Origin of the sequence: Streptomyces deccanensis, assembly GCF_022385335.1 — a bacterium.
Taxonomy (GTDB): Bacteria; Actinomycetota; Actinomycetes; order Streptomycetales; family Streptomycetaceae; genus Streptomyces; species Streptomyces deccanensis.
In genome coordinates, this window is record NZ_CP092431.1 from 6549936 (window position 1) to 6576245 (window position 26310).

Here is a 26310-nt window from a genome sequence, read left to right on the forward strand (position 1 = left end):
CACCAGACGAGCATATCTACGCGCGTAGCGGGTGTACAGCCCTCGGAATGTTCGAACCGGCGCGGGCGGGCGCTCGGGCGGGCTCGTCAGGGGGTGGGGGTGCCTGTGGTGTCGCTCGTGCGGGTGGTGTGGGGCCGGTCGCGCAGTTCCCCGCGCCCCTTGCGGGGCGCTACCTCGGCTTCGGGCAGGCGTCGTGCGTCGGGCAGAATCGGACGTATGAGCACCTCGGATCAGGCCCCCGCGTCGACGCCCGGCAAGCCCGGTACGCCTGGCAAGCCCGTGTACAAGGACCGGGTGTACCGGTCGCCCGCCGGGCTGATGGGCGGGGTGTTGCTGCTCGGGCTGATCGGCTGGCTCGGTGGGGACGCGGTGGTGTCGGGCGAGGGGAGTACGCCCTGGCTGGCGCTGGCGTCGATGCTGGTGTTCGTGCCGGTGGTGGTCGCGTTCTCGGTCCGGCCGGCCGTGTTCGCCAACGAGGACCGGCTGCGGGTGCGCAATCCGTTCCGGGTGATCGAGCTGCCCTGGGCGAGCGTGGTGTCGCTGCGGTCCGGTTACACGAACGAGGTCATCGACGAGAGCGGCACGAAGTATCAGCTCTGGGCGATTCCCGTCTCGCTGCGGGGGCGCAAGAAGGCCGCCCGGCAGCAGCTGCGGGAGGACCGCCGGGCGGCCAAGGGGGAGGGCGGCGGTCGTACCGCCCCGGCACGGCCCGTGCGGGCCGAGGCCGATCAGGTCATGGCCGATCTGCGGGACCTGTGCGAGGCGCGGGCGAAGGCGGCCGGGTCGCAGGGGAAGCCGAGTGTGCGGTGGGCCTGGGAGATCGTGGGCCCCGTGGCGGCCGGGGCCGTGCTGCTGGCGGTGCTGATCGCTGTGGGGTGACCCCCGGATCCGGTGGTTCGGTGGGCGCGCGGGGGCGGTGTGACGTAGGGCTCCGGGCGCCGGTTCGGCGGAGGAAGTCCGGACGTCTGTTCTATGGTGGCGCTGCTCGTGTGTCCCGCCTTCACAGCCTGGTTCGCTTGGATCGTGTCGGACCGCGCGCGGCGCATTGACGACGGCGGCCGGAGTGTCCACTAAACGATGAGTACCGAGCTCGAACCCCAGTCCCCGCCCGGGGCCTCCCCACCGCCGCGTCCGCTGCCCGCGTACGCCGTGCCCGAGGGGTGCGTCGCCTGGAGCGGCGAGAAGTTGGAGGCCTGGGCGCGGACCCGGCCACCCCTGTGGGTGCCCGCGCGGACCCGGCCCCTGCATCTGCTCGCCGTGGTACCGGGCGGACTGATCGTCGGCTTCTGGCTGGCGAACTTCGTGGAACTGCCCGCCGCCCTCGCCGCACTGGTCCCGCTGCAACTGGTGTGGACCCTGGTCAGGCCCGAGGTCGTACGGTTCTCGGCGCCCGTACTGATGCTTCTGCTGGCCTGGTACGGCGGCTCGCACGACGTGCCGACCCTGGTGGGAGGCGTCGCCGCGACCTTGACGTGGGCCATGGCCGAGATCCGGCTGAGCAAGCGCCGACTGCAGCGGCAGTGGGCTTCGGTCGCCGCCGAGGGGGTCACCGCCACGGTGCCGGACGAGGTCGGGCCGCTGCGGCGCGGACGGTTCCTCATGGGGTTCGGGTGCCTGCTGACCGTGGTCGCGGTGGCGGTGCTCTCCTCCGTCTCCGGCTGGGACGTCGCCACCGACCGGCACGAAATCACGCTCGTCGGCTGGTTCGTGGTCGGCTGGGGGCTCACCTCGCTGCTCTCCGGATGGCTGGGACGCAGGCGGGCCGCCGCGCTGCGGGGCGCGCCCGTGCCGGTGCTGCGGGTGCTCGTCCGTGACGGCGCCGACGGGGACGCCGAGGTCTTCGCCGCCGACGACGCGGACGCGCTGCGGCCGTTGTTCACCGTCGCCACCGAGGAGTGGTACGACGAAGAGGACGACGAGGACGAGCAGCGCGACGCCGGGGAGGAACGGGACGCGTTTCTCGACGCCGTCGAGGGCGTCGACGATGACGACGACCAGCCCGGGCCCCTGCGCGAGGCCGTGCTGTACGGGGTGCCCCACGACGGGGCCGAGATCGTGATCGTCAGCGCGGCGGAGGCGCCGGAGGCGAGTCAGGAGACGGAGGCGGCCGAGGGCGGCGGTACGTCCGCCGAACTGGTCGTCGAGTCGTCCAGCGGGCCGGTGCGCCCCCTGTCCGAGCGGGCCGTACGGCACCGGGCCGCCGCGCAGCGGGCCAGGGCGAAGCGGCACACGGTCCACGAGGAGCTGCGGGCCACGGCCGTCACGGAGAGCCGGGCCCGGCTCGGGGACGAGCCGGTGTCCGTACGGCGCTGGCGGGCGGGCTGGGCCGACTGGTCCGCCGCCCTGTTCATGATCGTCACGATGGCCGCCGTGGGGCTGTACCCGGACGGACTGTGGCAGTACGTCCTCGGTGGCGTCCTCGGTGTCCTGGGCGTCCTGACGCTGCCCCAGATGCTCACCTGGCGCATCACGGCCGACCGTTCGGGGCTGTGGCTGAGCGGCTGGGGCCGGCCGCAGCACGTCGAGTGGGACGACCTCACGACCGTGCGCTGCGCCGGTGCCGTGCTGACGGTGGACAGCCGCCGGGCGTCGTTCCCGCTCTGGAGCGTCCGGGCGGAGCGCTGGCGCTGGTTGGAGCGGAAGCTGCGGCTCGTTCACCCGTACGAGAGGACCGCCGCCGAGATCACCGCCATGTGGCGGGACCCGGCGCTGCGGCCCGAGGGGGAGTACCAGGGCCGGAGGATGCCCTTGTGGCCGTTGAGCGTGGTGCTCGCCGTGGGGTGGGCGGCGGTGTTGGTCCTGGTGCCGTAGGGCCGGGCCGGTACGCGCGGAGGCCCCGACCGGATCACCGGTCGGGGCCTCTCGTCGTTCCCGTTCTCGCTTCGGCGGTCAGATGCCCGCTGCCGCCGAGAGGTCCCGCTTGATGTCGGTCAGCAGGTCCGTCGCCTTCGCGCGGGCCGCCGGGAGGGCGGCGAGGTCGGCGACGGGCACCACGACCTCCAGGTAGCACTTGAGCTTGGGCTCCGTGCCGCTGGGGCGGACGATCACACGCGCGCCGTCGAGCGTGTAACGCAGGCCGTCCGTGGGCGGGAGCCGGTCCGTGCCCCGGGTCAGGTCCTCGGCCCGGGTGACGGGCAGGCCCGCGAGGGCGGTCGGCGGCTGCTCGCGGAGCCGTTCCATCGCGCGGGCGATGAGCGAGAGGTCCTGGACGCGGACCGAGAGCTGGTCGGTGGCGTGCAGACCGTGCTCGACGGCGATGTCGTCCAGCAGGTCGAGGAGGGTGCGGCCCTCCTCCTTCAGCCGCGAGGCGAGTTCCGTGATGAGCAGGGCCGCCGTGATGCCGTCCTTGTCGCGGACGCCCTCGGGATCGACGCAGTAGCCGAGGGCCTCCTCGTAGCCGTAGCGCAGGCCCTCGACGCGGGCGATCCACTTGAAGCCGGTGAGGGTCTCCTCGTAGGGCAGGCCCGCCTTCTCGGCGATCCGGCCGAGGAGGGACGAGGAGACGATCGACTCGGCGAAGGTGCCCTGGACACCGCGCGCGACCAGGTGGGTGGCGAGGAGCGCGCCGACCTCGTCGCCGCGCAGCATGCGCCAGTCGGAGCCGTCCTTGACCGCGACGGCACAGCGGTCGGCGTCGGGGTCGTTCGCGACGATCAGGTCGGGGTCCGTCTCGCGGGCCTTCGCGAAGGCCAGGTCCATCGCGCCGGGCTCTTCCGGGTTGGGGAAGGCGACCGTCGGGAACTCCGGGTCCGGCTCGGCCTGCTCGGCGACGAGGACGGGCTCCGGGAAGCCGGCCCGGGCGAAGGCCGCGAGCAGGGTGTCCTTGCCGACGCCGTGCATGGCCGTGTAGACCGTGCGGGCGCTCCGGGGGGAGCCGGGCGCGAGGACCGCGTCCGTACGGGCCAGATAGGCGTCCAGGACGCTGTCGTCGAGGGTGTCCCAGCCGGCCTCCGGGCGGGGGACGTCGTCGAGGGAGCGTACGGCGTCGATCTCGGCCGCGATGCCCGCGTCGGCCGGGGGCACGATCTGGGAGCCGTCGCCCAGGTAGACCTTGTAGCCGTTGTCGCGCGGCGGGTTGTGGCTGGCCGTGACCTCCACGCCGGCCACCGCGCCCAGGTGCCTTATGGCGAAGGCCAGGACGGGCGTGGGGAGGGGGCGGGGGAGGACGGCCGCGCGCAGGCCCGCGCCGGTCATCACGGCGGCCGTGTCGCGGGCGAAGTCGGCGGACTTGTGGCGGGCGTCGTAGCCGATGACGACGAGGCCGCCGGTGGCGCCCTGCTTGTTCAGGTACGCGGCGAGGCCGGCGGCCGCGCGGATGACGACCGAGCGGTTCATGCGCATGGGGCCGGCGCCGAGTTCGCCCCGGAGACCGGCCGTGCCGAACTGGAGGGTGCCGGAGAAGCGGGTGGTCAGTTCCGCCGTGTCCGCCGCGTCGATCAGCCTGCCGAGCTCGTCCCGGGTGTCCGGGTCGGGGTCCTCGGCCAGCCACGCCTTGGCGCGGGCGATCAGGTCGTCGTGCACGGGGGTCAACCTCTCGTCTCGTTCTTTGTTCGTCGGGGCGCTTGATTGTCCCGGGGAGGGGGCGCGTTGTCGGGTGCGGGTGGGTGGGGCTTCTCGCGCAGTTCCCCGCGCCCCTGAAAAGCAGGGGCTGCGCCCCGTGCTTTTCGCCCCTAAAGGGCCGCAGGCTTCCGCACCCGACGACGAGACCCGCGCCCCGCGTCCTACAGGCGGTTCAGGACCTGCGTCAGCAGCGCGCCCATCCGTGCCGCCGAGTCGCGGCCGGCCTGGAGGACCTCTTCGTGGTTGAGGGGCTCGCCCGTCATGCCGGCCGCCAGGTTGGTCACCAGGGAGATGCCCAGGATCTCGGCACCCGCCTCGCGCGCGGCGATGGCCTCCAGGACCGTGGACATGCCGACGAGGTCCGCGCCGATGACGCGGGCCATGCGGATCTCCGCCGGGGTCTCGTAGTGCGGGCCCGTGAACTGCGCGTAGACGCCCTCTTCGAGGGAGGGGTCGATCTCCTTGCACAGGGCGCGCAGTCGCGGGGAGTAGAGGTCCGTGAGATCGACGAAGTTGGCGCCGACGATCGGCGAGGTCGCCGTCAGGTTCAGGTGGTCGCTGATCAGCACCGGCTGGCCCGGACGCATGCCCTCGCGCAGACCGCCGCAGCCGTTGGTGAGGACGATCGTCTTCACACCGGCGGCGACGGCCGTGCGGACGCCGTGCGCGACGGCGGCGACGCCGCGGCCCTCGTAGTAGTGGGTGCGGCCCAGGAAGACGAGCGCGCGCTTGTCACCGATCCTGTACGAGCGGACCTTGCCGCCGTGCCCCTCGACCGCCGGCGGCGGGAAGCCGGGCAGCTCGGTGACCTGGAACTCGGCCTCGGGGGCGCCGAGGGCGTCCACGGCCGGAGCCCAGCCGGAGCCCATCACGAGGGCGACGTCGTGGGTCTCGGCGCCCGTCAGCTCACGCAGGCGCGCGGCGGCGGCGTCGGCGGCGGCGTACGGGTCGCCCTGGATGTCGTCCGGAAGAAGAGATGCGTTCACGCGACGAGGGTATCCGGTTGGAGCCTACGCGCGTAGATGACGAGGCGCACGGGATTGCGATCGTTGTCTTGTCGTTTCCAACACGGGGCGCCGGCGCGCGAGGGGCGTGCGGCGCGCTCGCGCTCCTCGGGCGGTCCCTCAGCAGGGGCGTTTGCGCAGTTCCATCACATAGTCGTGGGGCGCGCCGGCGGACTCCGCCGCGTCCGCCACCTCGCCCAGGTAGCGGGCGGAGGGCAGACCGCCCTCGTAGCCGTTGAGGACGTAGACCCAGGCGGGTTCCTCGCCGTCCAGGGTGTGTACGCGGACCCGCATCCGGCGGTATATGTCCAGGCCGACGCCGACCCAGCGGTCCATCGCGTCCTCGTCCATGGGGGCGATGTCGTAGAGGGCCACGAAGACCTGGGAGCGCGGGGCCTCCACGACCGTGGCCAGGGCGCCCTCCCAGCCCATGTGCTCGCCGCCGAAGGTCAGCCGCCAGTCGTTCAGCCAGCCGGTTGCGCGCAGCGGGGAGTGGGGGGCGCGGCGGGACATCAGACGTGAGTCCAGGTTGCCCGCGTAGGCGGCGTAGAGCGACATGGGGGAGAGGGTACGGGAGCGCTCCGCTCGGGGAGCCGGGCGCCTATGGGGTGGGGGTGCCTGTTGTGTCGCGGGTGCGGGTGCGTTGTGGCTGGTCGCGCCCACGCGGCGGAGCCGCATATGTCACAGCCCCGCGCCCCTTGCGGGGCCGCCCGCACCCCGACTCGTTCGCACCCGTGCTCGTGCGGGACAATGGGGCATGTGACTCGGATCGTGATCATCGGTGGCGGACCCGGCGGATATGAAGCGGCGCTGGTGGCCGCGCAGCTCGGCGCGGAGGTGACCGTCGTGGACTGCGACGGTCTGGGCGGGGCGTCGGTGCTGACCGACTGCGTGCCGTCGAAGACCCTCATCGCGACGGCCGAGGTGATGACGACCTTCGACTCCTCGTACGAGGAGTTGGGGATCATCGTCGCCGACGACACCCCGCACATCGACACGCCCGCGCGTGTCGTCGGGGTGGACCTCGGCAAGGTCAACCGGCGTGTGAAGCGGCTCGCGCTGGCGCAGTCGCACGACATCACCGCCTCGGTGACGCGCGCCGGCGCGCGGGTCATGCGCGGCCGCGGGCGGCTGGCGGGGCAGCAGGACCTCGACGGGTCGCGCAAGGTGGTCGTGCGCGCCGCCGACGGGTCCGAGGAGACCCTGACCGCCGACGCCGTGCTCATCGCCACCGGCGGACACCCGCGAGAGCTGCCCGACGCGCAGCCGGACGGCGAGCGCATCCTCAACTGGACCCAGGTCTACGACCTCGACGAGCTGCCCGAAGAGCTGATCGTCGTCGGGTCGGGTGTCACCGGTGCCGAGTTCGCCGGCGCCTACCAGGCGCTCGGGTCGCGCGTCACGCTCGTGTCCAGCCGTGACCGGGTGCTTCCGGGTGAGGACCCGGACGCCGCCGCCGTTCTGGAGGACGTGTTCCGCCGTCGCGGCATGAACGTCATGGCGCGGTCCCGGGCCCAGTCCGCCAAACGGGTCGGGGACCGGGTCGAGGTCACGCTCGCGGACGGCCGGGTCATCACCGGCTCGCACTGTCTGATGGCCGTCGGCGCCGTCCCCAACAGCGCCGGGATGGGCCTGGAGGAGGCCGGGGTCAAGGTCAAGGAGTCCGGGCACATCTGGACCGACAAGGTCTCGCGGACCACCGCTCCCGGTGTGTACGCGGCCGGTGACGTCACCGGGGTGTTCGCCCTGGCCTCCGTCGCCGCCATGCAGGGCCGTATCGCCATGTACCACTTCCTCGGCGACGCCGTGGCCCCGCTGAACCTGAAGACCGTGTCGTCCAACGTCTTCACCGATCCCGAGATCGCCACCGTCGGCTACACCCAGGCCGACCTGGACGCCGGGGTCATCGACGCGGTCGGTGTGAAGCTGCCGCTGCTGCGCAACCCGCGCGCCAAGATGCAGGGCATCCGGGACGGCTTCGTCAAGATCTTCTGCCGGCCGGGCACCGGCATCGTCGTGGGCGGTGTCGTGGTCTCCCCGCGCGCCTCCGAGCTGATCCACCCGATCTCGATCGCGGTCGACAACAACCTGACCGTCGAGCAGATCGCGAACGCGTTCACCGTGTACCCGTCGCTGTCCGGCTCGATCGCCGAGGTCGCGCGTCAGCTCCACACGCGCAAGTCGGGTGGCGGGGTCTGACGGCCTGACAGGTTCCGACGGTCGACGGCCTGACGGTTCGACGGCCCGACGGTCCGATGACCCGACGGTCAGTTGGTCCGACGGGCTGTCTGACCGATTTGTTACGGATTCCGTCCGGGATCGTCCCTATATCACTTCTCGCCCCACCCTGCGAACAACTTCTGCTATTCGGCGCAAACTGCTGAAAGCAGATGGTCGTTGGCGTTACTGTCAGTTTCGTGTTCGCTGCAGAACGTCGTCAATTGATCCTCGAAATGGTGCGGGCCAACGGAGCCGTGTCGCTCCGTGAGCTCGCCCGCGTCGTCCAGACCTCCGAAGTGACCGTACGGCGGGACGTGCGCGCTCTGGAGGCAGAAGGACTCCTCGACCGCCGACACGGCGGTGCGGTATTGCCGGGCGGGTTCACGCGGGAGTCCGGCTTTCCGCAGAAGTCTCATCTCGCGACCGCCGAGAAGACGGCCATCGCCGATCTCGCCGCGAGCCTCGTCGAAGAGGGCGAGGCCATCGTGGTCGGGGCGGGAACCACCACGCAGGAGCTGGCACGCCGGCTCGCGCGGGTCCCCGGGCTGACCGTCGTCACCAACTCCCTGTTGGTGGCCCAGGCGTTGGCCCACGCCAACCGTGTGGAGGTCGTGATGACCGGCGGCACCCTGCGCGGTTCCAACTACGCCCTGGTCGGCTCCGGAGCCGAGCAGTCCCTCCAGGGGCTGCGCGTCTCCAAGGCCTTCCTCTCCGGGAGCGGACTGACCGCCGAGCGCGGCCTGTCCACGTCCAACATGCTGTCGGCGTCCGTCGACCGCGCGCTGGTCCAGGCCGCCGCCGAGGTCGTCGTCCTCGCCGACCACACCAAGCTCGGCACCGACACGATGTTCCAGACGGTGCCGACGGATGTGATCACCCGGCTGGTCACCGACGATCCGCCCGGTCATGACGACCGCGCGGTCACCGAGCTGCAGGCCCTGGCCGATCAGGGTGTGCAGATCTCCGTGGCCGGGGCGTCGGGCGGCGGTGGCACGGGAGGCGATCCCGTCCCGGCGCGCCCCTCGCGCCGGGACGTGCCCCTCCCGGGACCCCGCCGCAACCAGGTCCACGGCACCGCGCCCCAGCTGCGCACCGCCACGGTCCTGGGCGAGCAGCCGCCCACCGGTGAACGGGAGCGGGAGCGCGCGGCCCGGGTCGCTGATCTGCGGCGCCGGTAGCCCCGCGCGGCCGGGCGGCGCCGGTAGCCTCGCGCGGCCGGGGAGTCTTCCGGTGATGGCGTCCGGTGATGGCGTCTGGTCGCTTTGCCGGATGCGTTGGGTCGCGGCCGGTTTCGGTGGCTACGGCTTCAGGCCGCGCAAGGTCAGTGTCAGCAGGCGGTCGGCCAGCTCCGGGTCGTTCGGGGTTTCCTCGGCCGCCAGCGCGATCGCATGGGTGAGCTGGAGCAGATCGCCGATGGACACGTCGTCGCGTACGGCGTGAGCGTGTTGCGCCCGCATGAGCAGCGCGGTGCCCGCCTCCCGGATGGGGGCGCAGCACCGGGCCAGGTCCGAGGCGTTCTCGTCCACGGCGCGGGAGTCCGCGTACGAGACCGTCATCAGGGCCTGCGCCAGCCCTCGGTACTCGGCCGCGTGGGTGATGATGTCGCGCAGCCAGGCGACGAGTGCCGTGCAGGGTTGGTCCGCGTGCAGCTGCGCCTCGGCGCGGGCCAGCAGATCGGCGACCGCTTCCTCGAAGACCGCGCTCAGGAGGGCCTGACGGTTGGGGAAGTGGCGGTACAGGGTGCCGATGCCCACGTCTGCCCGGCGGGCGATGTCCTCGAGCGAGGCGGTCGTGCCGTGTGCCGCGAAGGCGAGGCGGGCCTCGGTGAGCAGGCGGTCGCGGTTGCGGCGGGCGTCGGCGCGGAGGGGCCGCGCCCCTGCGGGGGGCTTGGCCGGGGTGGGGCTCACTGCGGCGTCACCTGCTCTCTTCTGGCTGGGCGTGTTCAGCCTAAGAGCTCGGGTGGCGGGGGTGGTTGCGCGGGTGTGGGTGGGTGGGGCTTCTCGCGCAGTTCCCCGCGCCCCTGAAGGGCCTACGGCCCATTCGGAGGCGCGGGGGTTTTGTGTTGTCGTCAGTCCTTGATCTCGCAGATGGCCGCGCCGGAGGTGATGGAGGCGCCGATCTCCGCGGTGAGGCCCTTGATGGTGCCGGAGCGGTGGGCGTTGAGGGGTTGTTCCATCTTCATGGCTTCGAGGACGACGACGAGGTCGCCTTCCTTGACTTCCTGGCCTTCTTCGACGGCGACCTTGACGATGGTGCCCTGCATGGGGGAGGCGAGGGTGTCGCCGGAGGCGGCGGGGCCGGACTTCTTGGCGGCGCGACGCTTGGGTTTGGCGCCGGCGGCGAGGCCGGTGCGGGCCAGGGTCATGCCGAGGGAGGAGGGCAGGGAGACCTCCAGGCGCTTGCCGCCGACCTCGACCACGATCGTCTCGCGGTCGCCGTCCTCGTCGGTGTCGGTGTCGGCGGGGGCCGCGAAGGGCTTGATGTCGTTGACGAACTCGGTCTCGATCCAGCGGGTGTGGACCGTGAAGGGGTCGCTGGAGCCGGTCAGTTCGGGAGCGAAGGCCGGGTCGGTGACCACCGCGCGGTGGAAGGGGATCGCGGTGGCCATGCCCTCGACGGTGAACTCCTCCAGTGCGCGGGCGGCGCGCTGGAGGGCCTGCTGGCGGGTGGCGCCGGTGATGACGAGTTTGGCGAGCAGGGAGTCCCAGGCGGGGCCGATGACGCTGCCGGATTCCACGCCGGCGTCGAGGCGGACGCCGGGGCCGGTGGGTGCGGTGAAGGTGGTGACGGTGCCGGGGGCGGGGAGGAAGTTGCGGCCGGGGTCCTCGCCGTTGATGCGGAACTCGAAGGAATGGCCGCGCAGGGGCGGGTCGTCGTAGCCGAGGTGTTCGCCGTCGGCGATGCGGAACATCTCGCGGACCAGGTCGATGCCGGTGACTTCCTCGGTGACCGGGTGCTCGACCTGGAGGCGGGTGTTGACCTCCAGGAAGGAGATCGTGCCGTCCGCGCCGACGAGGAACTCCACGGTGCCGGCGCCGACGTAGCCGGCCTCCTTCAGGATCGCCTTCGACGCCGCGTACAGCTCGGCGTTCTGCGCCGGCGAGAGGAAGGGGGCGGGCGCTTCCTCGACGAGTTTTTGGTGGCGGCGCTGCAGGGAGCAGTCGCGGGTGGAGACCACGACGACGTTGCCGTGGGTGTCGGCCAGGCACTGGGTCTCGACGTGGCGGGGCTTGTCGAGGTAGCGCTCGACGAAGCATTCGCCGCGGCCGAACGCGGCGACGGCCTCGCGGACGGCGGAGTCGTACAGCTCGGGGACCTCCTCCAGGGTGCGGGCGACCTTCAGGCCGCGTCCGCCTCCGCCGAAGGCAGCCTTGATCGCGATCGGCAGGCCGTGCTCGCGGGCGAAGGCCACGACCTCGTCGGCGCCGGACACCGGGTCGGGGGTGCCCGCGACGAGCGGGGCGCCGGCGCGCTGGGCGATGTGCCGGGCGGCGACCTTGTCGCCGAGGTCGCGGATGGCCTGCGGCGGCGGGCCGATCCAGATCAGGCCCGCGTCCAGGACCGCCTGGGCGAACTCCGCGTTCTCCGAGAGGAACCCATAACCCGGGTGGACCGCGTCCGCGCCCGCGTCCTTCGCCGCCTGCAGGACCTTGCCCATGTCCAGGTAGCTGGTCGCCGGAGTGTCACCGCCCAACGCGAACGCCTCGTCCGCGGCCCGCACATGCAGCGCGTCCCGGTCCGGATCGGCGTACACGGCCACGCTCGCGATCCCGGCGTCCCGGCACGCCCGGGCGACGCGGACAGCGATTTCGCCTCGGTTGGCGATCAACACCTTGCGCACGATGGCTCCCTCTCCTTGAAACAAGCCGAGTTTAGGGACTGCCGACACGGCGTTTCGACCCGTCCACAATGGTGAGCTTGCCCACACGGAGCGTGAATCGAGGCTCACTCAACCCGCGAAATCCCTTGTCGCACAGCATGGCGCAGGACTCCACGCGAAAACCCTAGCCCTCTGATGTGGTCAAGGTCTCTGTGCGGCCGCGCTGCGGCCGGTTGGGTTTCTTTGTGGAGTCCCTACTAATGGCCCAACGATTCTTTGCTCTCGTAAGAACCCTTGTCCCGAGGTTTACCCGTTAGTAGCGTTCGCGATGTCTCGAACACCTACCTGGGGTAACGCGTCGGGGCGGCGAGGCGCTGAGAGCAGCAGGACGAGACAGGACGAGATCGGAAGTGGGTGGGGTCGGGTGATCCGCAGACCGGTGGCGGTGACGACGGCGATCGTGCTGTTCGTGGAGGGGCTCGGCATCGCCGGGGTCCAGTGGCTTCTCGGCACCGTCGTCGACCGGCAGAAGATGTCGCTCGCCGGGCTGGACTCCGGCGCGATGTCCGTCTCCACGAAGGCCGGGGGTGTTCTCTTCGGCCTCTACTTCGTCTTCTGTGGTGTGGTCGCGCTGCTCGTGGCCCTGCGCAACCGGCCGCCCGCCGGGCTCGGCCGGATCCTGCTCATCAGCGTCGCCGTCGTGCACGGGCTGCTCGGGGCGCTCGCCGTGGGGCTGGTCGGGTGGGGCGCGTTCGTGTTCATGATGGTGGTGCTCGGGCTGGTGCTGCTCACGCTGTTGACGTACGACCGGCAGGGTGGGGTTGCTGACGCGGTGCCGGGTGGGGATGCCGGCGGGGGTGCCGGTGGGGCCGTGGCTGCCGGGGGGACGGAGTCGGCTGCTCCGGCGGTGCCCGGGGGTTCGTGAAGGGTCGCGTCAGTCGGTGCGCGGGGTCCACAGGTCGGTGATGGCCACGCCGAGTCGGGCCAGCAGGCGGCGCAGCAGGGGCAGGCTGATGCCGATGACGTTGCCGTGGTCGCCGTCGATGCCGTCGATGAACGGGGACGAGCGGCCGTCGAGGGTGAACGCGCCCGCCACGTGGAGGGGTTCGCCGGAGGCCACGTACGCGGCGATCTCCTCGTCCGTGGGGTCGCCGAAGTGGACGACCGTGGAGGCGGTCGCGGAGGTGTAGCGGCCGGTGGCGGTGTCGTAGACGCAGTGGCCGGTCTGGAGGGTGCCGGCGCGGCCGCGCATGGACTTCCAGCGGGCGGTGGCCTCCTCGGCGTCCGCCGGCTTGCCGAGGGCCTCGCCGTCGAGGTCGAGGACCGAGTCGCAGCCGATGACGAGGGCGCCCTTGACCTCCGGTCTGGCCGCCACGACCGATGCCTTGGCTTCGGCGAGGGCGAGGGCCAGGTCGGCGGGGGTGGGGGCGGTGACGGCGTCCTCGTCCACTCCGCTGACGATCACCTCGGGGGTGAGGCCGGCCTGGCGCAGGAGGTTCAGGCGGGCGGGGGACTGGGAGGCGAGGATCAGGCGGCGCGTTTGTGGGGCGGTCATGCACTCAGGGTATTGCGTGGGTTGGCGGGTGCGGGTCGGGTGGGGCGTGTTGGCGGGTGCGGGTGGTGCGGGCCGCGTGGGGTGGGTTGGCGGGTGCCGGTGGGTGGGGCTTCTCGCGCAGTTCCTCGCGCCCCTCTGGGGCGCGGCTGTCCCGCCGTGGGGGCTGGGGCGCCTGTGCGGTGGGTGGGTCGGGGGCGCGCCGGGGGGTGTCCGTCCTCGGAACGGCGCGGAATCGGTCGGCTGTGAAGTCGGACCTGTTGACGCGCCAACCGCTGCGGGCGGACACCCCCCGACACGCCCCCTTCTCGCCGTACGCGGCTCGCTCGACGTCGGGGTGCTCAGAGGATGCCAAGGACCAGCATGGCCAGGAGCATGGCGCAGGCCATGAGCACGCCGAGCCGCCGAAGCATGGCCTGCGTGTCACGCAGTTCCTTCGGCGGCTCGTTCTCAGGGTCGGACCAGAGCATGCTGCGATGGTGCGCCGCCCGGCGGGCCGGGCGCCTGAGTACGCGTACTCAATTCGGTAGGAGAGGTTCCGCTCAGCCGGGCCAGTAGGTGCGGCTCCAGGTGGTCGGGCCCGGGGCCGGCAGGCGGTGGGCGGCGATGCGGGACGGGTCGGACCAGGCGTCGCGGGGGGCGGGCGCGTGGGGTGGCTCGGTGGCCGCCGCCGCGGCGCGGGCTCGGACGACGGCGAGGGCGGCGGCGAGTTCCTCGGGGGTCGGGTTGCCCCGTACGACCTTGATCGTCATGGCTGGGCTCCGGGGGCTAGAGGGGGATGTTGCCGTGCTTCTTGGGGGGCAGGGATTCGCGCTTGGTGCGGAGTTGGCGCAGGCCGCGGACGAGGTGGCGGCGGGTGTCGGAGGGGGTGATGACGGCGTCGACGTAGCCGCGTTCGGCTGCGGTGTAGGGGTTGAGGAGGGTGTCCTCGTACTCCTGGATGAGGCGGGCGCGGACGGTTTCGCGTTCGGTTTCGGGGGTGGCGGCGATGGTGCGGCGGTGCAGGATGTTGACGGCTCCCTGGGCGCCCATGACGGCGATCTGGGCGGTGGGCCAGGCGAGGTTGAGGTCGGCGCCGAGGTGTTTGGAGCCCATGACGTCGTAGGCGCCGCCGAAGGCCTTGCGGGTGATGACGGTGATGAGGGGGACGGTGGCTTCGGCGTAGGCGTAGATGAGTTTGGCGCCGCGGCGGATGATGCCCTCGTGTTCCTGGCCGACGCCGGGGAGGAAGCCGGGGACGTCGACGAAGGTCAGCACGGGGACGTTGAAGGCGTCGCAGGTGCGCACGAAGCGGGCTGCCTTTTCGGAGGCGTCGATGTCCAGGCAGCCGGCGAACTGCATCGGCTGGTTGGCGACGATGCCGACGGGGTGGCCCTCGATGCGGCCGAAGCCGGTGAGGATGTTGGGTGCGAACAGGGCCTGGGTCTCGAAGAACTCGCCGTCGTCCAGGACGTGTTCGATGACGGTGTGCATGTCGTAGGGCTGGTTGGCGCTGTCGGGGACGAGGGTGTCGAGTTCGCGGTCCTCGTCGGTGACGGTGAGGTCGGCCTGTTCGGGGAAGGCGGGGGGCTCGCTGAGGTTGTTGGAGGGCAGGTAGGACAGCAGCTGCTTGACGTAGTCGATGGCGTCTTTTTCGTCGCCGGCCATGTGGTGGGCGACGCCGGAGGTGGCGTTGTGGGTGCGGGCACCGCCCAGTTCCTCGAAGCCGACGTCCTCGCCGGTGACGGTCTTGATGACGTCGGGGCCGGTGATGAACATGTGCGAGGTCTGGTCGACCATGACGGTGAAGTCGGTGATCGCGGGGGAGTACACCGCGCCGCCCGCGCACGGGCCCACGACCAGGCTGATCTGGGGGATGACGCCGCTCGCGCGGGTGTTGCGGCGGAAGATCTCGCCGTACATGCCCAGGGCCATGACGCCTTCCTGGATGCGGGCGCCGCCGGAGTCGTTGATGCCGATGACGGGGCAGCCGGTCTTGAGGGCGAAGTCCATGACTTTCATGATCTTCTGGCCGAAGACCTCGCCGAGGGAGCCGCCCAGGACGGTGAAGTCCTGGGAGAAGACGGCCACCGGGCGGCCGTCCACGGTGCCGTAGCCGGTGACGACTCCGTCGCCGTAGGGGCGGTTGTTCTCCATGCCGAAGTCGGTGGAGCGGTGGCGGGCGAACTCGTCGAACTCCACGAAGGAGTCCTCGTCGAGGAGCAGTTCGATCCGCTCACGGGCCGTCAGCTTGCCCTTGGCGTGCTGCTTCTCCACCGCGCGCTCGGAGCCGGCGTGCGTCGCCTCATGGATACGGCGCTGCAGATCCGCGAGCTTCCCCGCAGTCGTGTGGATGTCGATGTGTGCTGACTCAACCGGCTCGGACATCGGGATGCGGCTCCCTGCCTGCTCATGGGGACGTGAGGGATCGGTGCGTGTGGGTGCTGGGTGCTGGGTGCTGAGTGGTGTCGGGGACTTGGGTGTCTCGGCGCTCAGACGTGGGTGTGGTTACTCATCCGTAGCGTAGTGCTGCGCCTACCGTTCGGCAGTGCGGCGTTTACCACACCTAGGGTGGGTTGCATGACGCCGCGAGATGCCTCAGACGACGGTAACGACAAGCCGGGTGGACGCTGGTCCGACCTGGACCGGCCGCCCCTCAACTCCGCCTCCCTGCGCCGGGCCCTGGTCCGGGACGGCGGGCTGTGGAGCTCCCTGGACGTGGTGCCGGTCGTCGGTTCCACCAACACCGACCTGGCGGCGCGGGCCGACGGGCTCCCCGAGGGCGCGGTGCTCGTCGCCGAGGAGCAGAAGGCGGGCCGGGGCCGCCTCGACCGCGTCTGGACCGCGCCGCCGCGCTCCGGTCTGTTCTTCTCGGTCCTGCTCAAGCCGGTCGAGGTGCCCGTCCGGCACTGGGGCTGGCTGCCGCTCCTCACCGGCGTCGCGGTCGCGACCGGGCTGTCCCGGGCCGCCGGGGTCGACACGGCCCTCAAATGGCCCAACGACCTGCTGGTGACCGTGCGGGGCGAGGAGCGCAAGGCCGGGGGGATCCTCGCGGAGCGCGCGGGCGCGGAGGGTGTGGTCATCGGGATCGGCGTCAATGTCAGCCTGCGGGAGGACGAGCTGCCGGTGCCCGCGGCCGGGTCGCTGGCGCTCGCCGGCGCCGTGACCACGGACCGTGACCCGCTGCTGCGGGCCGTGCTGCGGTCGTTGGAGGACTGGTACGGGCGGTGGCGGGCCGCCGGGGGCGATCCGGCCGAGAGCGGTCTCCAGGAGACCTACGCCGCCGGGTGCGCGACGCTGGGGCGCACCGTGCGGGCCGAGCTGCCCGGGGACCGGTCGGTGGTGGGGGAGGCCGTGGCCGTGGACGGGGACGGGCGGCTGGTCCTCGCCACGGGGGAGGGCGTGCAGGAGCCGGTGGGGGCGGGGGACATCGTGCATCTGCGGCCTGTGTGACGTGGGGGTGTGCAGGGGGCGGGTGCGCGTGGTGGGCCAGGTGTGCGGTGAGTGATGTGTGGGCGGGGTGGGGGAGGGGGACCCGGGAGTGGTGCTGGGCCGGGGCGGGTTTCGCTCGCGGCGCTCGCCGGGTGCCGCCCGCGTCCACCTGTGCCGCCCCAGCGGCACGACTGCCCGCAGCTGGAAGGGGCGGCGGAGTGCGGCTGCCCGCCGGGGCGTCCACCAACGGGCCCACCTGACGGAGTGAGCTGGCGCACACCTGCCGTAGAGTTGAGGCCGGTCGAGTACGTGACCGCGGGAGATCGGAAGGGCAGCAGGAGTGAGCGTCGAGGACACGGGCTCCGGCACGGACGCGGATGGCCGCGTGGAGCCGCCCCCTCTCTCGGCTTCGCTCGAGCGGGGCGAGCCCCACGGCGTGGACGCCGACGAGGAGGACCCGCTGGCGCTACGGCTCGAAGGGCTGATCCTCGGGGCCGAGCGCCGGTACACCCCTTTTCAGGCGGCGCGCAGCGCCGGGGTCTCCATGGAGCTGGCGTCCCGTTTCTGGCGGGCCATGGGCTTCGCGGACATCGGTCAGGCCAAGGCGCTGACCGAGGCCGACGTGCTCGCGCTGCGGCGACTCGCCGGTCTCGTGGAGGCGGGGCTGCTGAGTGAGGCCATGGCGGTGCAGGTGGCCCGTTCCACCGGGCAGACCACCGCACGGCTGGCCGAATGGCAGATCGACTCCTTCCTGGAAGGGCTGACCGAGCCGCCGGAGCCGGGGATGACCCGGACCGAGGTGACGTATCCGCTGGTCGAGCTGTTGCTGCCGGAGCTGGAGGAGTTCCTCGTCTATGTCTGGCGGCGCCAGCTGGCCGCCGCCACCGGCCGGGTCGTCCAGGCCGCCGACGACGAGGAGATGGTCGACCGGCGGTTGGCTGTCTGCTTCGCCGATCTCGTCGGGTTCACCCGGCTGACCCGTCGGATGGAGGAGGAGGAGCTCGGCGAGCTGGTCGAGGCCTTCGAGACCACGGCGGCGGATCTGGTGGCGGCCAACGGGGGGCGGCTCATCAAGACCCTCGGGGACGAGGTGCTGTACGCCACGGACGACGCGGGTGTCGCCGCCGAGATCGCGCTGCGCCTCATCGAGACCATGGCCAACGACGAGACGATGCCCGAGCTGCGCGTCGGCATGGCCTTCGGGACGGTGACGACGCGGATGGGCGACGTCTTCGGGTCCACCGTGAACCTCGCGAGCCGGCTCACCTCGATAGCGCCGAAGGACGCGGTCCTCGTCGACGGGGCCTTCGCCGAGGAACTGACCCGCACGGGCGAGGCGCCCGCCTCCGAGGCCGAGGCCGCCGAAGCGGCGGCCGCCGCGGAGAAGGAGGGCGAGGAACCTCCGACCTACCGCTTCGCCCTCCAGCCGATGTGGCAACGACCGGTGCGCGGGCTGGGCGTGGTCCAGCCGTGGCTGCTCACGCGGAGGCCCGGCAAGACGTGAGGGGAGAGAGCCGCCGGGTGGGCGGCTCTTCTTCGTCGTACGCCGGTGATGGTGGCTGCGGCTGTCGTGGGGGTGGCTGATGTCCGCTACCTGTTCAGGGCGTCGTTGACGCAGAGGCCGACGATCGGGACGCAGAGGCCCGGCTTGGTGGGCTTCGTGGGTGTCGTCGTGTCGTCGGGGGCGGTCGGTGTGGTCGGGGAGTCCGGTGCGGTCGGCTGCTGGGGGGCTGCCGCAGGGGGCTGGGTCGGTGCGGGAGCGGTGGGGCGGGCGGCCTCCGGGGCGCGGGGCGCCGTGGAAGTGTCCGGAGCCGGTGGGGTCCTGGGGAGGTCGCGGGCGCCGGGGGCGGAGGGGACGTCGACGCCGATGGAGGGGGCCGGCTGGTAGGCGGAGGGGGTCGGTGTGGGGGCGGGCCCTCCCGAGGACGGGGGTTGCTGTGCGGGTGTGGGGTTTCCGCTGCCCATGGGGGTGTCGGCGGTCGGGGCGCCCGCGTCGGTGGAGGGCTCGTCGCCCACGGTGGCCCCGGCCTCGGTCGTACCGTCCGTGACGTCGTCCGCCGCGCTCGGGGCCGGGCCTGCCGCGCCGACGCCGCCCACCGGGTCCGACGAAAGGCGCAGGAGGCTCAGCGCGCCCGCCGCCAGGGCCATGCCGCCCACCGCGAACAGCAGTTTCCGGGGCCGGGGCCGCCGGTGCCGGCCTCGGGGGCGGGGGGCGGGGTGGTCGGGGGTGTTGTCGGCCTGGGGCGGGGTGATGGGAAAGGGGGGCGTGCGGTTCGGCGGGGCCGCGGACGGCTTCCAGGGGGGTGGGGGCGTCGGCGGGCCTGCGGACGGCGCTGCCTGGGGCCTCGGCGTGGGCCTTGTCGGCCTTGGGGGTGCTTGTGGCGGTGTGGTGACCGCGCGGGTCGTGGGGGGCACTGCTGCCGTCGGTGGCTGCTGTGGCGCCCGTGGTGTGGTCTGCGTCGGCCGGGTGGCCGTGTTCGTCGTCATGGTTCGTCCCTCCCCTGCGCGCCCGTGTCCCTCGGTGCGCCTATGGCGGAGCGCAGGTTATGCGCCGGGGTGGGGGGTGTGGCCGGAGAAGGCCCACATGTCACCCGTACGGGGAAAAGGACGCCGGGGTTTGTCAATGAGACGCGCCGCGAGAGCTCCCGTTGGGGTGGCCATGGGGCTTCCGGGTGACGCCCCCCGAGCGGGGTGCCGGCTGGGGCAGGGGCGACGGGGAATGGCTTGGCTGGGCAGGGCGGCTCGGGCAGAGGGCTGGGAGAGCAGGGTGGGGCGGCAGGGCCCGCTGGCCGGCTCGTCGGGGCGCTTGCGCTTCCGTGCGCACGGTTGTCGGTCCGGCCCCGCATTCGTCGGTCGGTCGGGGTTTCGTCCGGGGAGGAGGGCTGGGATGATCGTGGAAGTTGTTAACTGGCGTTAACTGGAGGGTGTCATGGGTGTGGGGCAGGCGGAGGAGCGGCGGTTCGGGGAGTTCGTCGTGGTGCGGCGGCACGGGTACGTCGCCGAACTCGCGCTGGACCGGCCCAAGGCCATGAACGCCGTGTCGACCGACATGGCCCGCTCCGTCGCGGCGGCCTGTGATGCGCTCGCCGCCGACCGGGACGTACGCGTCGTCGTGGTGACGTCGACGCACGAGCGGGCGTTCTGCGTGGGGGCGGACCTGAAGGAGCGGAACTCCTTCAGCGACGCCGACCTGGTGCGCCAGCGGCCCGTCGCCCGCGCCGCATACACCGGCGTACTGGAGCTGCCGATGCCCACGATCGCCGCCGTGCACGGCTTCGCGCTCGGTGGCGGCTTCGAACTCGCCCTGTCCTGCGACCTGATCGTGGCCGACCGTACGGCGGTGGTGGGGCTGCCCGAGGTGTCGGTGGGGGTGATCCCGGGCGGTGGCGGTACGCAGCTGCTGCCGCGTCGGGTGGGGGCCGCGCGGGCCGCCGAGCTGATCTTCACGGCGCGGCGGCTGGAGGCCGAGGAGGCGCGGGAGTTGGGGCTCGTGGATCAGTTGGTGGAAGAGGGGCGGGACCGGGCGGAGGCCCTGGCGCTGGCCGAGCGGATCGCCGCGAACTCGCCGGTCGGGCTGCGCGCGGCCAAGCGCGCGCTGCGGCTGGGGCACGGCCTCGACCTGCGGGCCGGTCTGGAGGTCGAGGACGCGGCCTGGCGTTCGGTCGCGTTCTCGGGTGACCGGGCGGAGGGCGTGGCGGCGTTCAACGAGAAGCGGAAGCCCGACTGGCCGGGGGAGTGAGCGAGCGCCCTGGCGGGTGACGGGTGCCCTTGCGGCTTTGGCCGAGGGGCGGGGGCACCCTGTCGGGGCGGGGGTGTGAGTGGTGGGTGCCCGTCGGGCGGCGGTGCGACCGGGGCACCTGTCCGGGCGAGGGCGTGCGTGGGTGCCCGTCGGGCGGCGGTGTGCGTGGGTGCCTGTCGGGCGGGGTGTAAGCGGGGCGCTTGTCCGGGCGGTGGCGTGCGCGGGCGCCTGTCCGGGTGGCGGCGTAAGCGGGTTCCTGCTGCCCGGTGGTGGTGACACCAGCGCGGTCGGCCCCGGCGTGCGTGCGCTCTGGTGGTCGTTTCGGTTGCGGGGGCTGTGGGGCCGTACCCCTGTTCGCCCCACTAACGTCCCGAATCAGGGCAAAGCTACCTAGCCTGGGGTGATGGGAGAGGACAGGCGGCTGAGGGCCGTGGTCGCGTTGGCGCGGGGGATGGCGGGGGCGCGTACGTCGCGGGAGACGTGGTGGGCGGCCGCGGACGGGTCGTGTCGGGCGCTGTCGGGGAGCTTCGCCGCGCTGTCGGTGTGGGAGCGGGAGCGCGGGCTGCTGCGGGTGCTGGTGAACGTGGGGAACCGGGCGGCTGACGAGGAGGAGTTCCCGGAGGACGAGACGTATCCGGTGCACCAGTTCCCGGAGATCGCCGAGTTCCTGCACGAGCGGTGGCTGGAGGGCGGTGAGCCCAACGCCTGGGTGGAGACGGCCGCGGGGCCCGTCGGCGGGCGGCGGCCCGGCGGCTACTGCCATCAGCGCGTCGCCGCGCTGCGCCGGCGCGGGCGCGGCTGCTGCGTGGTGGCGCCCGTCGTGCTGAACGGCCGGGCGTGGGGCGAGCTGTATGTGGCCCGGCCCGCGGGGGAGCCCGTCTTCCACGGTGACGACGCCGCGTTCGCGACCGTGCTCGCGTCGGTCGTGGCGGCCGGGCTCGCGCAGTCCGAGCGGCTGGAGGAGGCCCGACGGCTCGCCTTCACCGACCCCCTGACCGGGCTGGGCAACCGGCGCGCGGTCGACCTCCGGCTCGACGAGGCGATGGAGGCGCACCGGCGTGACGGCACGGTGATCAGCCTGGTCGTCTGCGACCTCAACGGGCTGAAGAAGGTCAACGACTCCTACGGGCACGCGATGGGGGACCAACTGCTGGAGAGGTTCGGTTCCGTCCTGTCGCGCTGCGCGGCCGAACTGCGGGGCGTGCTCGTGGCGCGGCTCGGCGGGGACGAGTTCTGTCTGCTCACGGTGGGGCCGTCGGCGGACGACGTCGTGCGGGTCGCCGGAGAGCTGTGTGTGCGGGCGCGGGAGCTGGAGCCGGGGGACGGGGTCGCCTGTGGGGTCGCGTCGACCGGGGACGCGATCGGGCCCCTGCGCTCGGCCCGGCGGCTCTTCCGGCTGGCCGACGCGGCGCAGTACCGGGCCAAAGCGGCGGGTTCCGTCGAACCGGTCGTCGCGGGACGGGAGGGGGAGGGCGCCGAGGACCCGGTGGTGAGCCTCGCCGACCGGCCGCCCGCGCCGGTCGATCCCGCGCACCCGGGGGACCGGCGCCGCATTCGAGGGCGCCGGTCCTAGGGCGGGCCGCGCGGCGGGTCGAGTCGGCGCGCGGTCCTGGGCTGCCCACGGCCAAGGGGGAGTGAGCCGTGGGCCGGTCCGAGATCTCGACCCTACTCGCCTGTTGCGGCCCTTACCGCTCTGACCTGGGGGTTCTGATCAATCTCTGAGCAAGCTCCGATCGTTCTCCGAGGGGATTCCGATCTACGCGGATTGCGGATCGGGGCGGGTAAGGAGCCCCTCCGCCGTTCGGTCGTGACATTCGGCGATTCAGTCCCTACGATCCTGAATATGGATATGCACTCTGTGGACACGGTGGTCCTGGGGACGTCCGGGGTCACCGCGGCCGACGTCCTCGCCGTGGCGCGCGCCGGCGCCCGGGTCGAGCTCTCCGACGAGGCGGTGACCGCCCTCGCCGCGGCGCGCGAGATCGTGGACGCGCTGGCGGCCAAGCCGGAGCCCGTCTACGGCGTCTCCACCGGCTTCGGCGCCCTCGCGACCCGGCACATCAGTCAGGAGCTGCGCGCCCGGCTCCAGCGCAACATCGTCCGCTCCCACGCGGCCGGCATGGGGCCGCGCGTGGAGCGCGAGGTCGTGCGCGCGCTGATGTTCCTGCGGCTGAAGACCGTCTGCTCCGGCCGGACCGGCGTACGGCCCGAGGTCGCGCAGACCATGGCCGACGTCCTCAACGCCGGGATCACGCCCGTGGTGCACGAGTACGGCTCCCTCGGCTGCTCCGGCGATCTGGCGCCGCTGTCGCACTGCGCGCTCACCCTGATGGGCGAGGGCGACGCGGAGGGTCCGGACGGCGTCGTACGGCCCGCCGGTGAGCTGCTCGCCGCGCACGGCATCGCGCCCGTCGAGCTGCGCGAGAAGGAGGGGCTGGCCCTCCTCAACGGCACCGACGGCATGCTCGGCATGCTGGTCATGGCGCTGGCCGACCTGGAACTGCTCTACACATCGGCCGACATCACCGCCGCGATCTCGCTGGAGGCGCTGCTCGGCACGGACCGGGTCCTCGCGCCCGAGCTGCACGCCATCCGCCCCCACCCGGGGCAGGCCGCCTCCGCGGCCAACATGCTCGCCGTGCTGAAGGGGTCGGGGCTCACGGGCCATCATCAGGACGACGCGCCCCGGGTGCAGGACGCGTACTCGGTGCGGTGTGCTCCGCAGGTGGCCGGGGCCGGGCGGGACACGCTCGCGCACGCGCGGCTCGTCGCGGAGCGGGAGTTGGCGGCCGCCGTCGACAATCCCGTGGTCCTGCCGGACGGGCGGGTGGAGTCCAACGGGAACTTCCACGGGGCGCCGGTCGCGTACGTCCTCGACTTCCTCGCCATCGCGGTGGCGGATCTCGCGTCGATCGCGGAGCGGCGGACGGACCGGTTGCTCGACAAGAACCGGTCGCACGGGCTGCCGCCGTTCCTCGCGGACGACGCCGGGGTCGACTCCGGGCTGATGATCGCGCAGTACACGCAGGCGGCGCTGGTGAGCGAGCTGAAGCGGCTCGCCGTGCCGGCCTCGGCCGACTCGATCCCGTCCTCCGCGATGCAGGAGGACCATGTGTCGATGGGGTGGGCGGCAGCGCGGAAGCTGCGGACCGCGGTGGACGGGCTTGCCCGGGTGCTGGCGGTGGAGTTGTACGCGGGGACGCGGGGGGTGGAGCTGCGGGAGGGGCTGGTGGCGGCGCCGGCCACGCGGGCCGTGGTGGAGGCCGTGCGGGGGGCCGGGGTCGAGGGGCCTGGGCCGGATCGGTTTCTCGCGCCCGATCTGGCGTTGGCGGAAAGGTTTGTGCGGGAGGGGCGGTTGGTGGCGGCGGCGGAGTCCGTCACCGGGGGGCTCGCCTGAGTTTTCTCGCCCCCGCCGCCCCTACCCGTCCCTCCCCCACTCTCGGCTTCGCTCGAGCGGGAGGTGCCCCCACCAAGGGGCTGCGCCCCTTTGACCCCCAGCGTCCGTCCGGTGGGGGCTGGTCGCGCAGTTCCCCGCGCCCCTAAAAACGGGGCGCGGGGAACTGCGCGAGAAGCCCCACTCACCGGCAGCCGAACTACGCGCCCCCCACCGGCCCCAAGTCCTCGTGTTCGCGGCGGATCGAGTACGCGACGAACGCCGCGCCCACGCCCAGCATGGCCGTGCCGCCGATGATGTACGGCGTGGTGTTGGGGCTGCCGGTGTCGGCGAGTTCGCGGGGTTCGTCGGCGGTCGTGTCGGCGGCTGTCTCCGTCGTCGTGGTCGTCCGGTCGTGTATGGCCGGCTCGTCCTGGGTCGCGTTGGCGGACGGCACGAACCACAGGGCACCCAGGAGGGTGCCCGCGGCGGTGGCGGTCAGCAGCGATCGGCGGGCGGTGGACGACGCGCGACGTGCGACGGACACGGAATATCGATCCCCTTGTGGCGCTGGCGAATTGGCCGTAGGGAGCGATGCTAATGAAAGGCGCGGGTCGCGGGAAAGTCGCGTGACCCGTGAGCCGTACGCTCCGGAGCATGAGTACAACGGAGACATCACAGTTTGTCCGGCTTCGCGTCGAGTTGGTGGTCGAAGTCGACGATGTGGAAGCCGTGACCGGCGCCGCATTGCGGCGGATCTCGGACGACCCCGATATGCCCGCCGATGAACGGGTACACGCCGAGAACGCGGTGACGGAGGACACGGCGGAGGCCCTCGCCTATCTCGTCGACCCGTTCGACCTGGTCGGGGACGTGCCGGGGGTCGAACTCGCCCAGGCCTCCTGGAGCAGCGAGGGAATCGACTACGACCCCGATTCGCCGGAATGGGGTCTCGACGAGGATGATGACCGGGAGGACGAAGAGGAAGACGGACTCGGCTGAGCGGCTCGGGAGATTGATGGCCCCGGGCGGCAACCGCCGCCCGGGGTTCTTTCGTCTCACGGGTCGCACCAGTCACTAGTGCACCGCCGCCGGGTCGCCGTCGATCCGTTGCGGGCGGAGTGGCGTATCCCACATCTCCGCTTCGGGCGGAACGGCTCGGTGCCGTAGTGGTGTTTAAGTGCTTACGGGGATCTTCGGCGTTTTGGGGATTCGGCAACGATGGAGAAGCGTGTGATGACGAACAGTAAGCGGCGCAGGGGCCTGACGGTCGCGTCCGCACTGCTCGGTGGGGTGCTGGTGCTCTCTGCGTGCAGCGGGGGTGACAGCGACAACGCGTCCGGGAACGACGGCGGGGACTCCTCGCAGGCCCAGGCCGACAAGGCGGCGGCCGAGAAGACCTCCGAGGCGGACATCAAGATCACGCCGAAGGACGGCTCGGACAACGCCTCCATCAACAACTCGGCCAAGGTCACCGTGAGCAAGGGCACGCTCACGGAGGTCAAGATGACCACCTCCGAGGGCGCCGCCGTCGAGGGTGAGATATCCGCGGACAAGAAGAGCTGGGCCCCGAGCGTCCAGCTGGAGCGGTCCACCAGCTACAAGATCACGGCCGCGGCCGAGGACTCCGAGGGCCGCGAGGCCCACGAGAACGCCGCGTTCACCACGGTCTCCCCGGCCAACAGCTTCATCGGCAACTTCACGCCCGAGGACGGCTCCACCGTCGGCGTCGGCATGCCGGTCTCGATCAACTTCGACAAGGCCATCACCAACAAGGCCGAGGTCCAGAAGGGGATCACCGTCTCCAGCAGCTCCGGCCAGGAGGTCGTGGGGCACTGGTTCAACGCCAACCGCATCGACTTCCGCCCCGAGGACTACTGGCAGGAGAACTCCACCGTCACGCTGAAGCTCGCGCTCGACGGGGTCGAGGGCGCCGACGGTGTCTACGGTGTGCAGCAGAAGACGGTCACCTTCAAGATCGGCCGGAACCAGGTCTCCGTCGTCGACGCCAAGACCAAGCAGATGAAGGTCATGCAGGACGGGAAGGTCATCAAGACCATCCCGATCTCCGCCGGTTCGCCCGAGAACAAGACGTACAAGGGCGTCATGGTGATGTCGGAGATGTTCAAGGAGACGCGCATGAACGGCGCGACCGTGGGCTTCACCGACGACGACGGCAAGGGCGAGTACGACATCAAGGACGTGCCGCACGCCATCCGCCTCACCACGTCCGGGACGTTCATCCACGGCAACTACTGGGGCGCCGACTCCGTCTTCGGCAACGTCAACACCAGCCACGGCTGTGTCGGTCTGAACGACACCAAGGGTGCCAACGACAAGGGCACGGCGGGCTACTGGTTCTACAACAACTCGATCGTCGGTGACGTCGTCGACATCCGGAACACCGGTGACAAGACGGTGGCCCCGGACAACGGCCTCAACGGCTGGAACCTGAACTGGGCCGACTGGAAGGCGGGTTCGGCGGTCTGATCCGCCGTCAGCCGTCGCTCCAGCGGAACTGCTCCAGCCGTATCGCTCCGGCCGTACCGCACCGATGCCGCCCCCGGGACGCCCCCGGGGGCGGCATCGGCGTTCGCGGGGTCACCGTTCGAGGGGGCACCGTTCGCGGGG

General features: G+C 72.1%; 23 protein-coding genes. 12 read left to right on the plus strand and 11 right to left on the minus strand.

Going from position 1 to position 26310, the window contains the following annotated elements:
* Positions 1 to 216 precede the first annotated feature (216 nt).
* A complete protein-coding gene (locus L3078_RS29245; protein ID WP_420864115.1) occupies positions 217 to 879 on the plus strand; it encodes a PH domain-containing protein in 663 nt (220 codons plus the stop codon).
* 198 nt (positions 880 to 1077) lie between these two features.
* Positions 1078 to 2811, plus strand: a complete 1734-nt coding sequence (locus L3078_RS29250; RefSeq protein ID WP_239756899.1) for a hypothetical protein — start codon at positions 1078 to 1080, stop codon at positions 2809 to 2811.
* A 78-nt stretch (positions 2812 to 2889) separates the two neighbouring features.
* Here L3078_RS29250 and L3078_RS29255 read toward each other — a convergent pair whose 3' ends face one another.
* From L3078_RS29255 to L3078_RS29265, 3 genes are all read right to left on the minus strand, one after another.
* A complete protein-coding gene (locus tag L3078_RS29255) occupies positions 2890 to 4521 on the minus strand; it encodes a phospho-sugar mutase (RefSeq protein WP_239756900.1) in 1632 nt (543 codons plus the stop codon).
* Between the two features lie 200 nt (positions 4522 to 4721).
* Positions 4722 to 5546 (minus strand): purine-nucleoside phosphorylase, encoded by an 825-nt coding sequence (locus tag L3078_RS29260; protein ID WP_045562871.1) that lies wholly within the window; start codon positions 5544 to 5546, stop codon positions 4722 to 4724.
* A gap of 138 nt (positions 5547 to 5684) precedes the next feature.
* A complete protein-coding gene (locus tag L3078_RS29265; protein WP_045562870.1) occupies positions 5685 to 6122 on the minus strand; it encodes a gamma-glutamylcyclotransferase family protein in 438 nt (145 codons plus the stop codon).
* A gap of 120 nt (positions 6123 to 6242) precedes the next feature.
* Here L3078_RS29265 and L3078_RS29270 point away from each other — a divergent pair, with 120 nt between their 5' ends.
* Both L3078_RS29270 and L3078_RS29275 read left to right on the plus strand, forming a co-directional pair.
* Positions 6243 to 7763, plus strand: coding sequence for an NAD(P)H-quinone dehydrogenase (locus tag L3078_RS29270; protein ID WP_275593178.1), 1521 nt, complete (start codon positions 6243 to 6245; stop codon positions 7761 to 7763).
* Positions 7764 to 7954: 191 nt separating this feature from the next.
* Positions 7955 to 8962, plus strand: coding sequence for a DeoR/GlpR family DNA-binding transcription regulator (locus L3078_RS29275; protein ID WP_275593179.1), 1008 nt, complete (start codon positions 7955 to 7957; stop codon positions 8960 to 8962).
* A 120-nt stretch (positions 8963 to 9082) separates the two neighbouring features.
* On the opposite strand, the gene L3078_RS29280 is transcribed toward L3078_RS29275, so the two are convergent.
* Both L3078_RS29280 and L3078_RS29285 read right to left on the minus strand, forming a co-directional pair.
* Positions 9083 to 9691, minus strand: a complete 609-nt coding sequence (locus tag L3078_RS29280) for a TetR/AcrR family transcriptional regulator (RefSeq protein ID WP_239756901.1) — start codon at positions 9689 to 9691, stop codon at positions 9083 to 9085.
* 161 nt (positions 9692 to 9852) lie between these two features.
* Entirely contained in the window at positions 9853 to 11625 is a 1773-nt protein-coding gene (locus tag L3078_RS29285; protein WP_239756902.1) for an acetyl/propionyl/methylcrotonyl-CoA carboxylase subunit alpha, read from the minus strand.
* Positions 11626 to 12028: 403 nt separating this feature from the next.
* Between L3078_RS29285 and L3078_RS29290 the strand changes: the two genes are divergently transcribed.
* Positions 12029 to 12529, plus strand: a complete 501-nt coding sequence (locus L3078_RS29290) for a hypothetical protein (protein WP_239756903.1) — start codon at positions 12029 to 12031, stop codon at positions 12527 to 12529.
* Positions 12530 to 12538: 9 nt separating this feature from the next.
* Here the strand turns inward: L3078_RS29290 and L3078_RS29295 are convergent, their stop codons facing one another.
* From L3078_RS29295 to L3078_RS29305, 4 genes are all read right to left on the minus strand, one after another.
* Positions 12539 to 13159, minus strand: coding sequence for a nucleoside triphosphate pyrophosphatase (locus L3078_RS29295; RefSeq protein ID WP_239756904.1), 621 nt, complete (start codon positions 13157 to 13159; stop codon positions 12539 to 12541).
* A gap of 338 nt (positions 13160 to 13497) precedes the next feature.
* Positions 13498 to 13626 carry a morphogenic membrane protein MmpB gene (mmpB, locus tag L3078_RS44655; protein ID WP_086784515.1) on the minus strand — a complete coding sequence of 43 codons (129 nt, stop codon included), beginning with the start codon at positions 13624 to 13626 and terminating at the stop codon, positions 13498 to 13500.
* A 72-nt stretch (positions 13627 to 13698) separates the two neighbouring features.
* The gene (locus L3078_RS29300) at positions 13699 to 13908 is read right to left on the minus strand and encodes an acyl-CoA carboxylase epsilon subunit (RefSeq protein WP_239756905.1); all 210 of its coding nucleotides are present in this window, start codon (positions 13906 to 13908) and stop codon (positions 13699 to 13701) included.
* A 16-nt stretch (positions 13909 to 13924) separates the two neighbouring features.
* Positions 13925 to 15523 carry an acyl-CoA carboxylase subunit beta gene (locus L3078_RS29305; protein WP_239756906.1) on the minus strand — a complete coding sequence of 533 codons (1599 nt, stop codon included), beginning with the start codon at positions 15521 to 15523 and terminating at the stop codon, positions 13925 to 13927.
* Positions 15524 to 15715: 192 nt separating this feature from the next.
* Here L3078_RS29305 and L3078_RS29310 point away from each other — a divergent pair, with 192 nt between their 5' ends.
* Together L3078_RS29310 and L3078_RS29315 are read left to right on the plus strand one after the other, a co-directional pair.
* Complete coding sequence (locus L3078_RS29310; protein ID WP_239756907.1) at positions 15716 to 16588, plus strand: biotin--[acetyl-CoA-carboxylase] ligase; 873 nt, start codon at positions 15716 to 15718, stop codon at positions 16586 to 16588.
* A 319-nt stretch (positions 16589 to 16907) separates the two neighbouring features.
* Positions 16908 to 18071 (plus strand): adenylate/guanylate cyclase domain-containing protein, encoded by a 1164-nt coding sequence (locus tag L3078_RS29315; protein ID WP_239756908.1) that lies wholly within the window; start codon positions 16908 to 16910, stop codon positions 18069 to 18071.
* Positions 18072 to 18157: 86 nt separating this feature from the next.
* Here L3078_RS29315 and L3078_RS29320 read toward each other — a convergent pair whose 3' ends face one another.
* Positions 18158 to 18715, minus strand: a complete 558-nt coding sequence (locus L3078_RS29320; protein WP_239760763.1) for a hypothetical protein — start codon at positions 18713 to 18715, stop codon at positions 18158 to 18160.
* Between the two features lie 781 nt (positions 18716 to 19496).
* Here L3078_RS29320 and L3078_RS29325 point away from each other — a divergent pair.
* The 3 genes from L3078_RS29325 (at position 19497) to hutH (ending at position 23703) form a co-directional block, all read left to right on the plus strand.
* Entirely contained in the window at positions 19497 to 20306 is an 810-nt protein-coding gene (locus L3078_RS29325) for an enoyl-CoA hydratase/isomerase family protein (protein WP_239756909.1), read from the plus strand.
* A 403-nt stretch (positions 20307 to 20709) separates the two neighbouring features.
* On the plus strand, positions 20710 to 21879 hold the full coding sequence (locus L3078_RS29330; RefSeq protein WP_239756910.1) for a GGDEF domain-containing protein: 1170 nt from the start codon (positions 20710 to 20712) through the stop codon (positions 21877 to 21879).
* A gap of 270 nt (positions 21880 to 22149) precedes the next feature.
* Complete coding sequence (gene hutH / locus L3078_RS29335; protein WP_239756911.1) at positions 22150 to 23703, plus strand: histidine ammonia-lyase; 1554 nt, start codon at positions 22150 to 22152, stop codon at positions 23701 to 23703.
* 196 nt (positions 23704 to 23899) lie between these two features.
* Here the strand turns inward: hutH and L3078_RS29340 are convergent, their stop codons facing one another.
* Positions 23900 to 24226: a hypothetical protein gene (locus tag L3078_RS29340; RefSeq protein ID WP_239756912.1), complete on the minus strand. Its 327-nt coding sequence runs from the start codon at positions 24224 to 24226 to the stop codon at positions 23900 to 23902.
* Positions 24227 to 24336: 110 nt separating this feature from the next.
* Here L3078_RS29340 and L3078_RS29345 point away from each other — a divergent pair, with 110 nt between their 5' ends.
* The gene (locus L3078_RS29345; protein ID WP_239756913.1) at positions 24337 to 24681 is read left to right on the plus strand and encodes a hypothetical protein; all 345 of its coding nucleotides are present in this window, start codon (positions 24337 to 24339) and stop codon (positions 24679 to 24681) included.
* 219 nt (positions 24682 to 24900) lie between these two features.
* The gene (locus L3078_RS29350) at positions 24901 to 26169 is read left to right on the plus strand and encodes a L,D-transpeptidase (RefSeq protein WP_239756914.1); all 1269 of its coding nucleotides are present in this window, start codon (positions 24901 to 24903) and stop codon (positions 26167 to 26169) included.
* Positions 26170 to 26310 lie beyond the last annotated feature (141 nt).

Excerpts from the sequence above, each read along its gene's own strand:
- L3078_RS29245 (WP_420864115.1), top strand. The coding sequence starts at position 217 with ATGAGCACCTCGGATCAGGCCCCCGCGTCGACGCCCGGCAAGCCCGGT.
- L3078_RS29250 (WP_239756899.1), top strand. The coding sequence starts at position 1,078 with ATGAGTACCGAGCTCGAACCCCAGTCCCCGCCCGGGGCCTCCCCACCG.
- L3078_RS29265 (WP_045562870.1), bottom strand. The coding sequence starts at position 6,122 with ATGTCGCTCTACGCCGCCTACGCGGGCAACCTGGACTCACGTCTGATG.
- L3078_RS29270 (WP_275593178.1), top strand. The coding sequence starts at position 6,243 with ATGTCACAGCCCCGCGCCCCTTGCGGGGCCGCCCGCACCCCGACTCGT.
- L3078_RS29275 (WP_275593179.1), top strand. The coding sequence starts at position 7,955 with ATGGTCGTTGGCGTTACTGTCAGTTTCGTGTTCGCTGCAGAACGTCGT.
- L3078_RS29295 (WP_239756904.1), bottom strand. The coding sequence starts at position 13,159 with ATGACCGCCCCACAAACGCGCCGCCTGATCCTCGCCTCCCAGTCCCCC.
- mmpB (WP_086784515.1), bottom strand. The coding sequence starts at position 13,626 with ATGCTCTGGTCCGACCCTGAGAACGAGCCGCCGAAGGAACTGCGTGAC.
- L3078_RS29300 (WP_239756905.1), bottom strand. The coding sequence starts at position 13,908 with ATGACGATCAAGGTCGTACGGGGCAACCCGACCCCCGAGGAACTCGCC.
- L3078_RS29305 (WP_239756906.1), bottom strand. The coding sequence starts at position 15,523 with ATGTCCGAGCCGGTTGAGTCAGCACACATCGACATCCACACGACTGCG.
- L3078_RS29310 (WP_239756907.1), top strand. The coding sequence starts at position 15,716 with ATGACGCCGCGAGATGCCTCAGACGACGGTAACGACAAGCCGGGTGGA.
- L3078_RS29320 (WP_239760763.1), bottom strand. The coding sequence starts at position 18,715 with ATGGCCCTGGCGGCGGGCGCGCTGAGCCTCCTGCGCCTTTCGTCGGAC.
- L3078_RS29325 (WP_239756909.1), top strand. The coding sequence starts at position 19,497 with ATGGGTGTGGGGCAGGCGGAGGAGCGGCGGTTCGGGGAGTTCGTCGTG.
- L3078_RS29330 (WP_239756910.1), top strand. The coding sequence starts at position 20,710 with ATGGGAGAGGACAGGCGGCTGAGGGCCGTGGTCGCGTTGGCGCGGGGG.
- hutH (WP_239756911.1), top strand. The coding sequence starts at position 22,150 with ATGGATATGCACTCTGTGGACACGGTGGTCCTGGGGACGTCCGGGGTC.
- L3078_RS29345 (WP_239756913.1), top strand. The coding sequence starts at position 24,337 with ATGAGTACAACGGAGACATCACAGTTTGTCCGGCTTCGCGTCGAGTTG.
- L3078_RS29350 (WP_239756914.1), top strand. The coding sequence starts at position 24,901 with ATGGAGAAGCGTGTGATGACGAACAGTAAGCGGCGCAGGGGCCTGACG.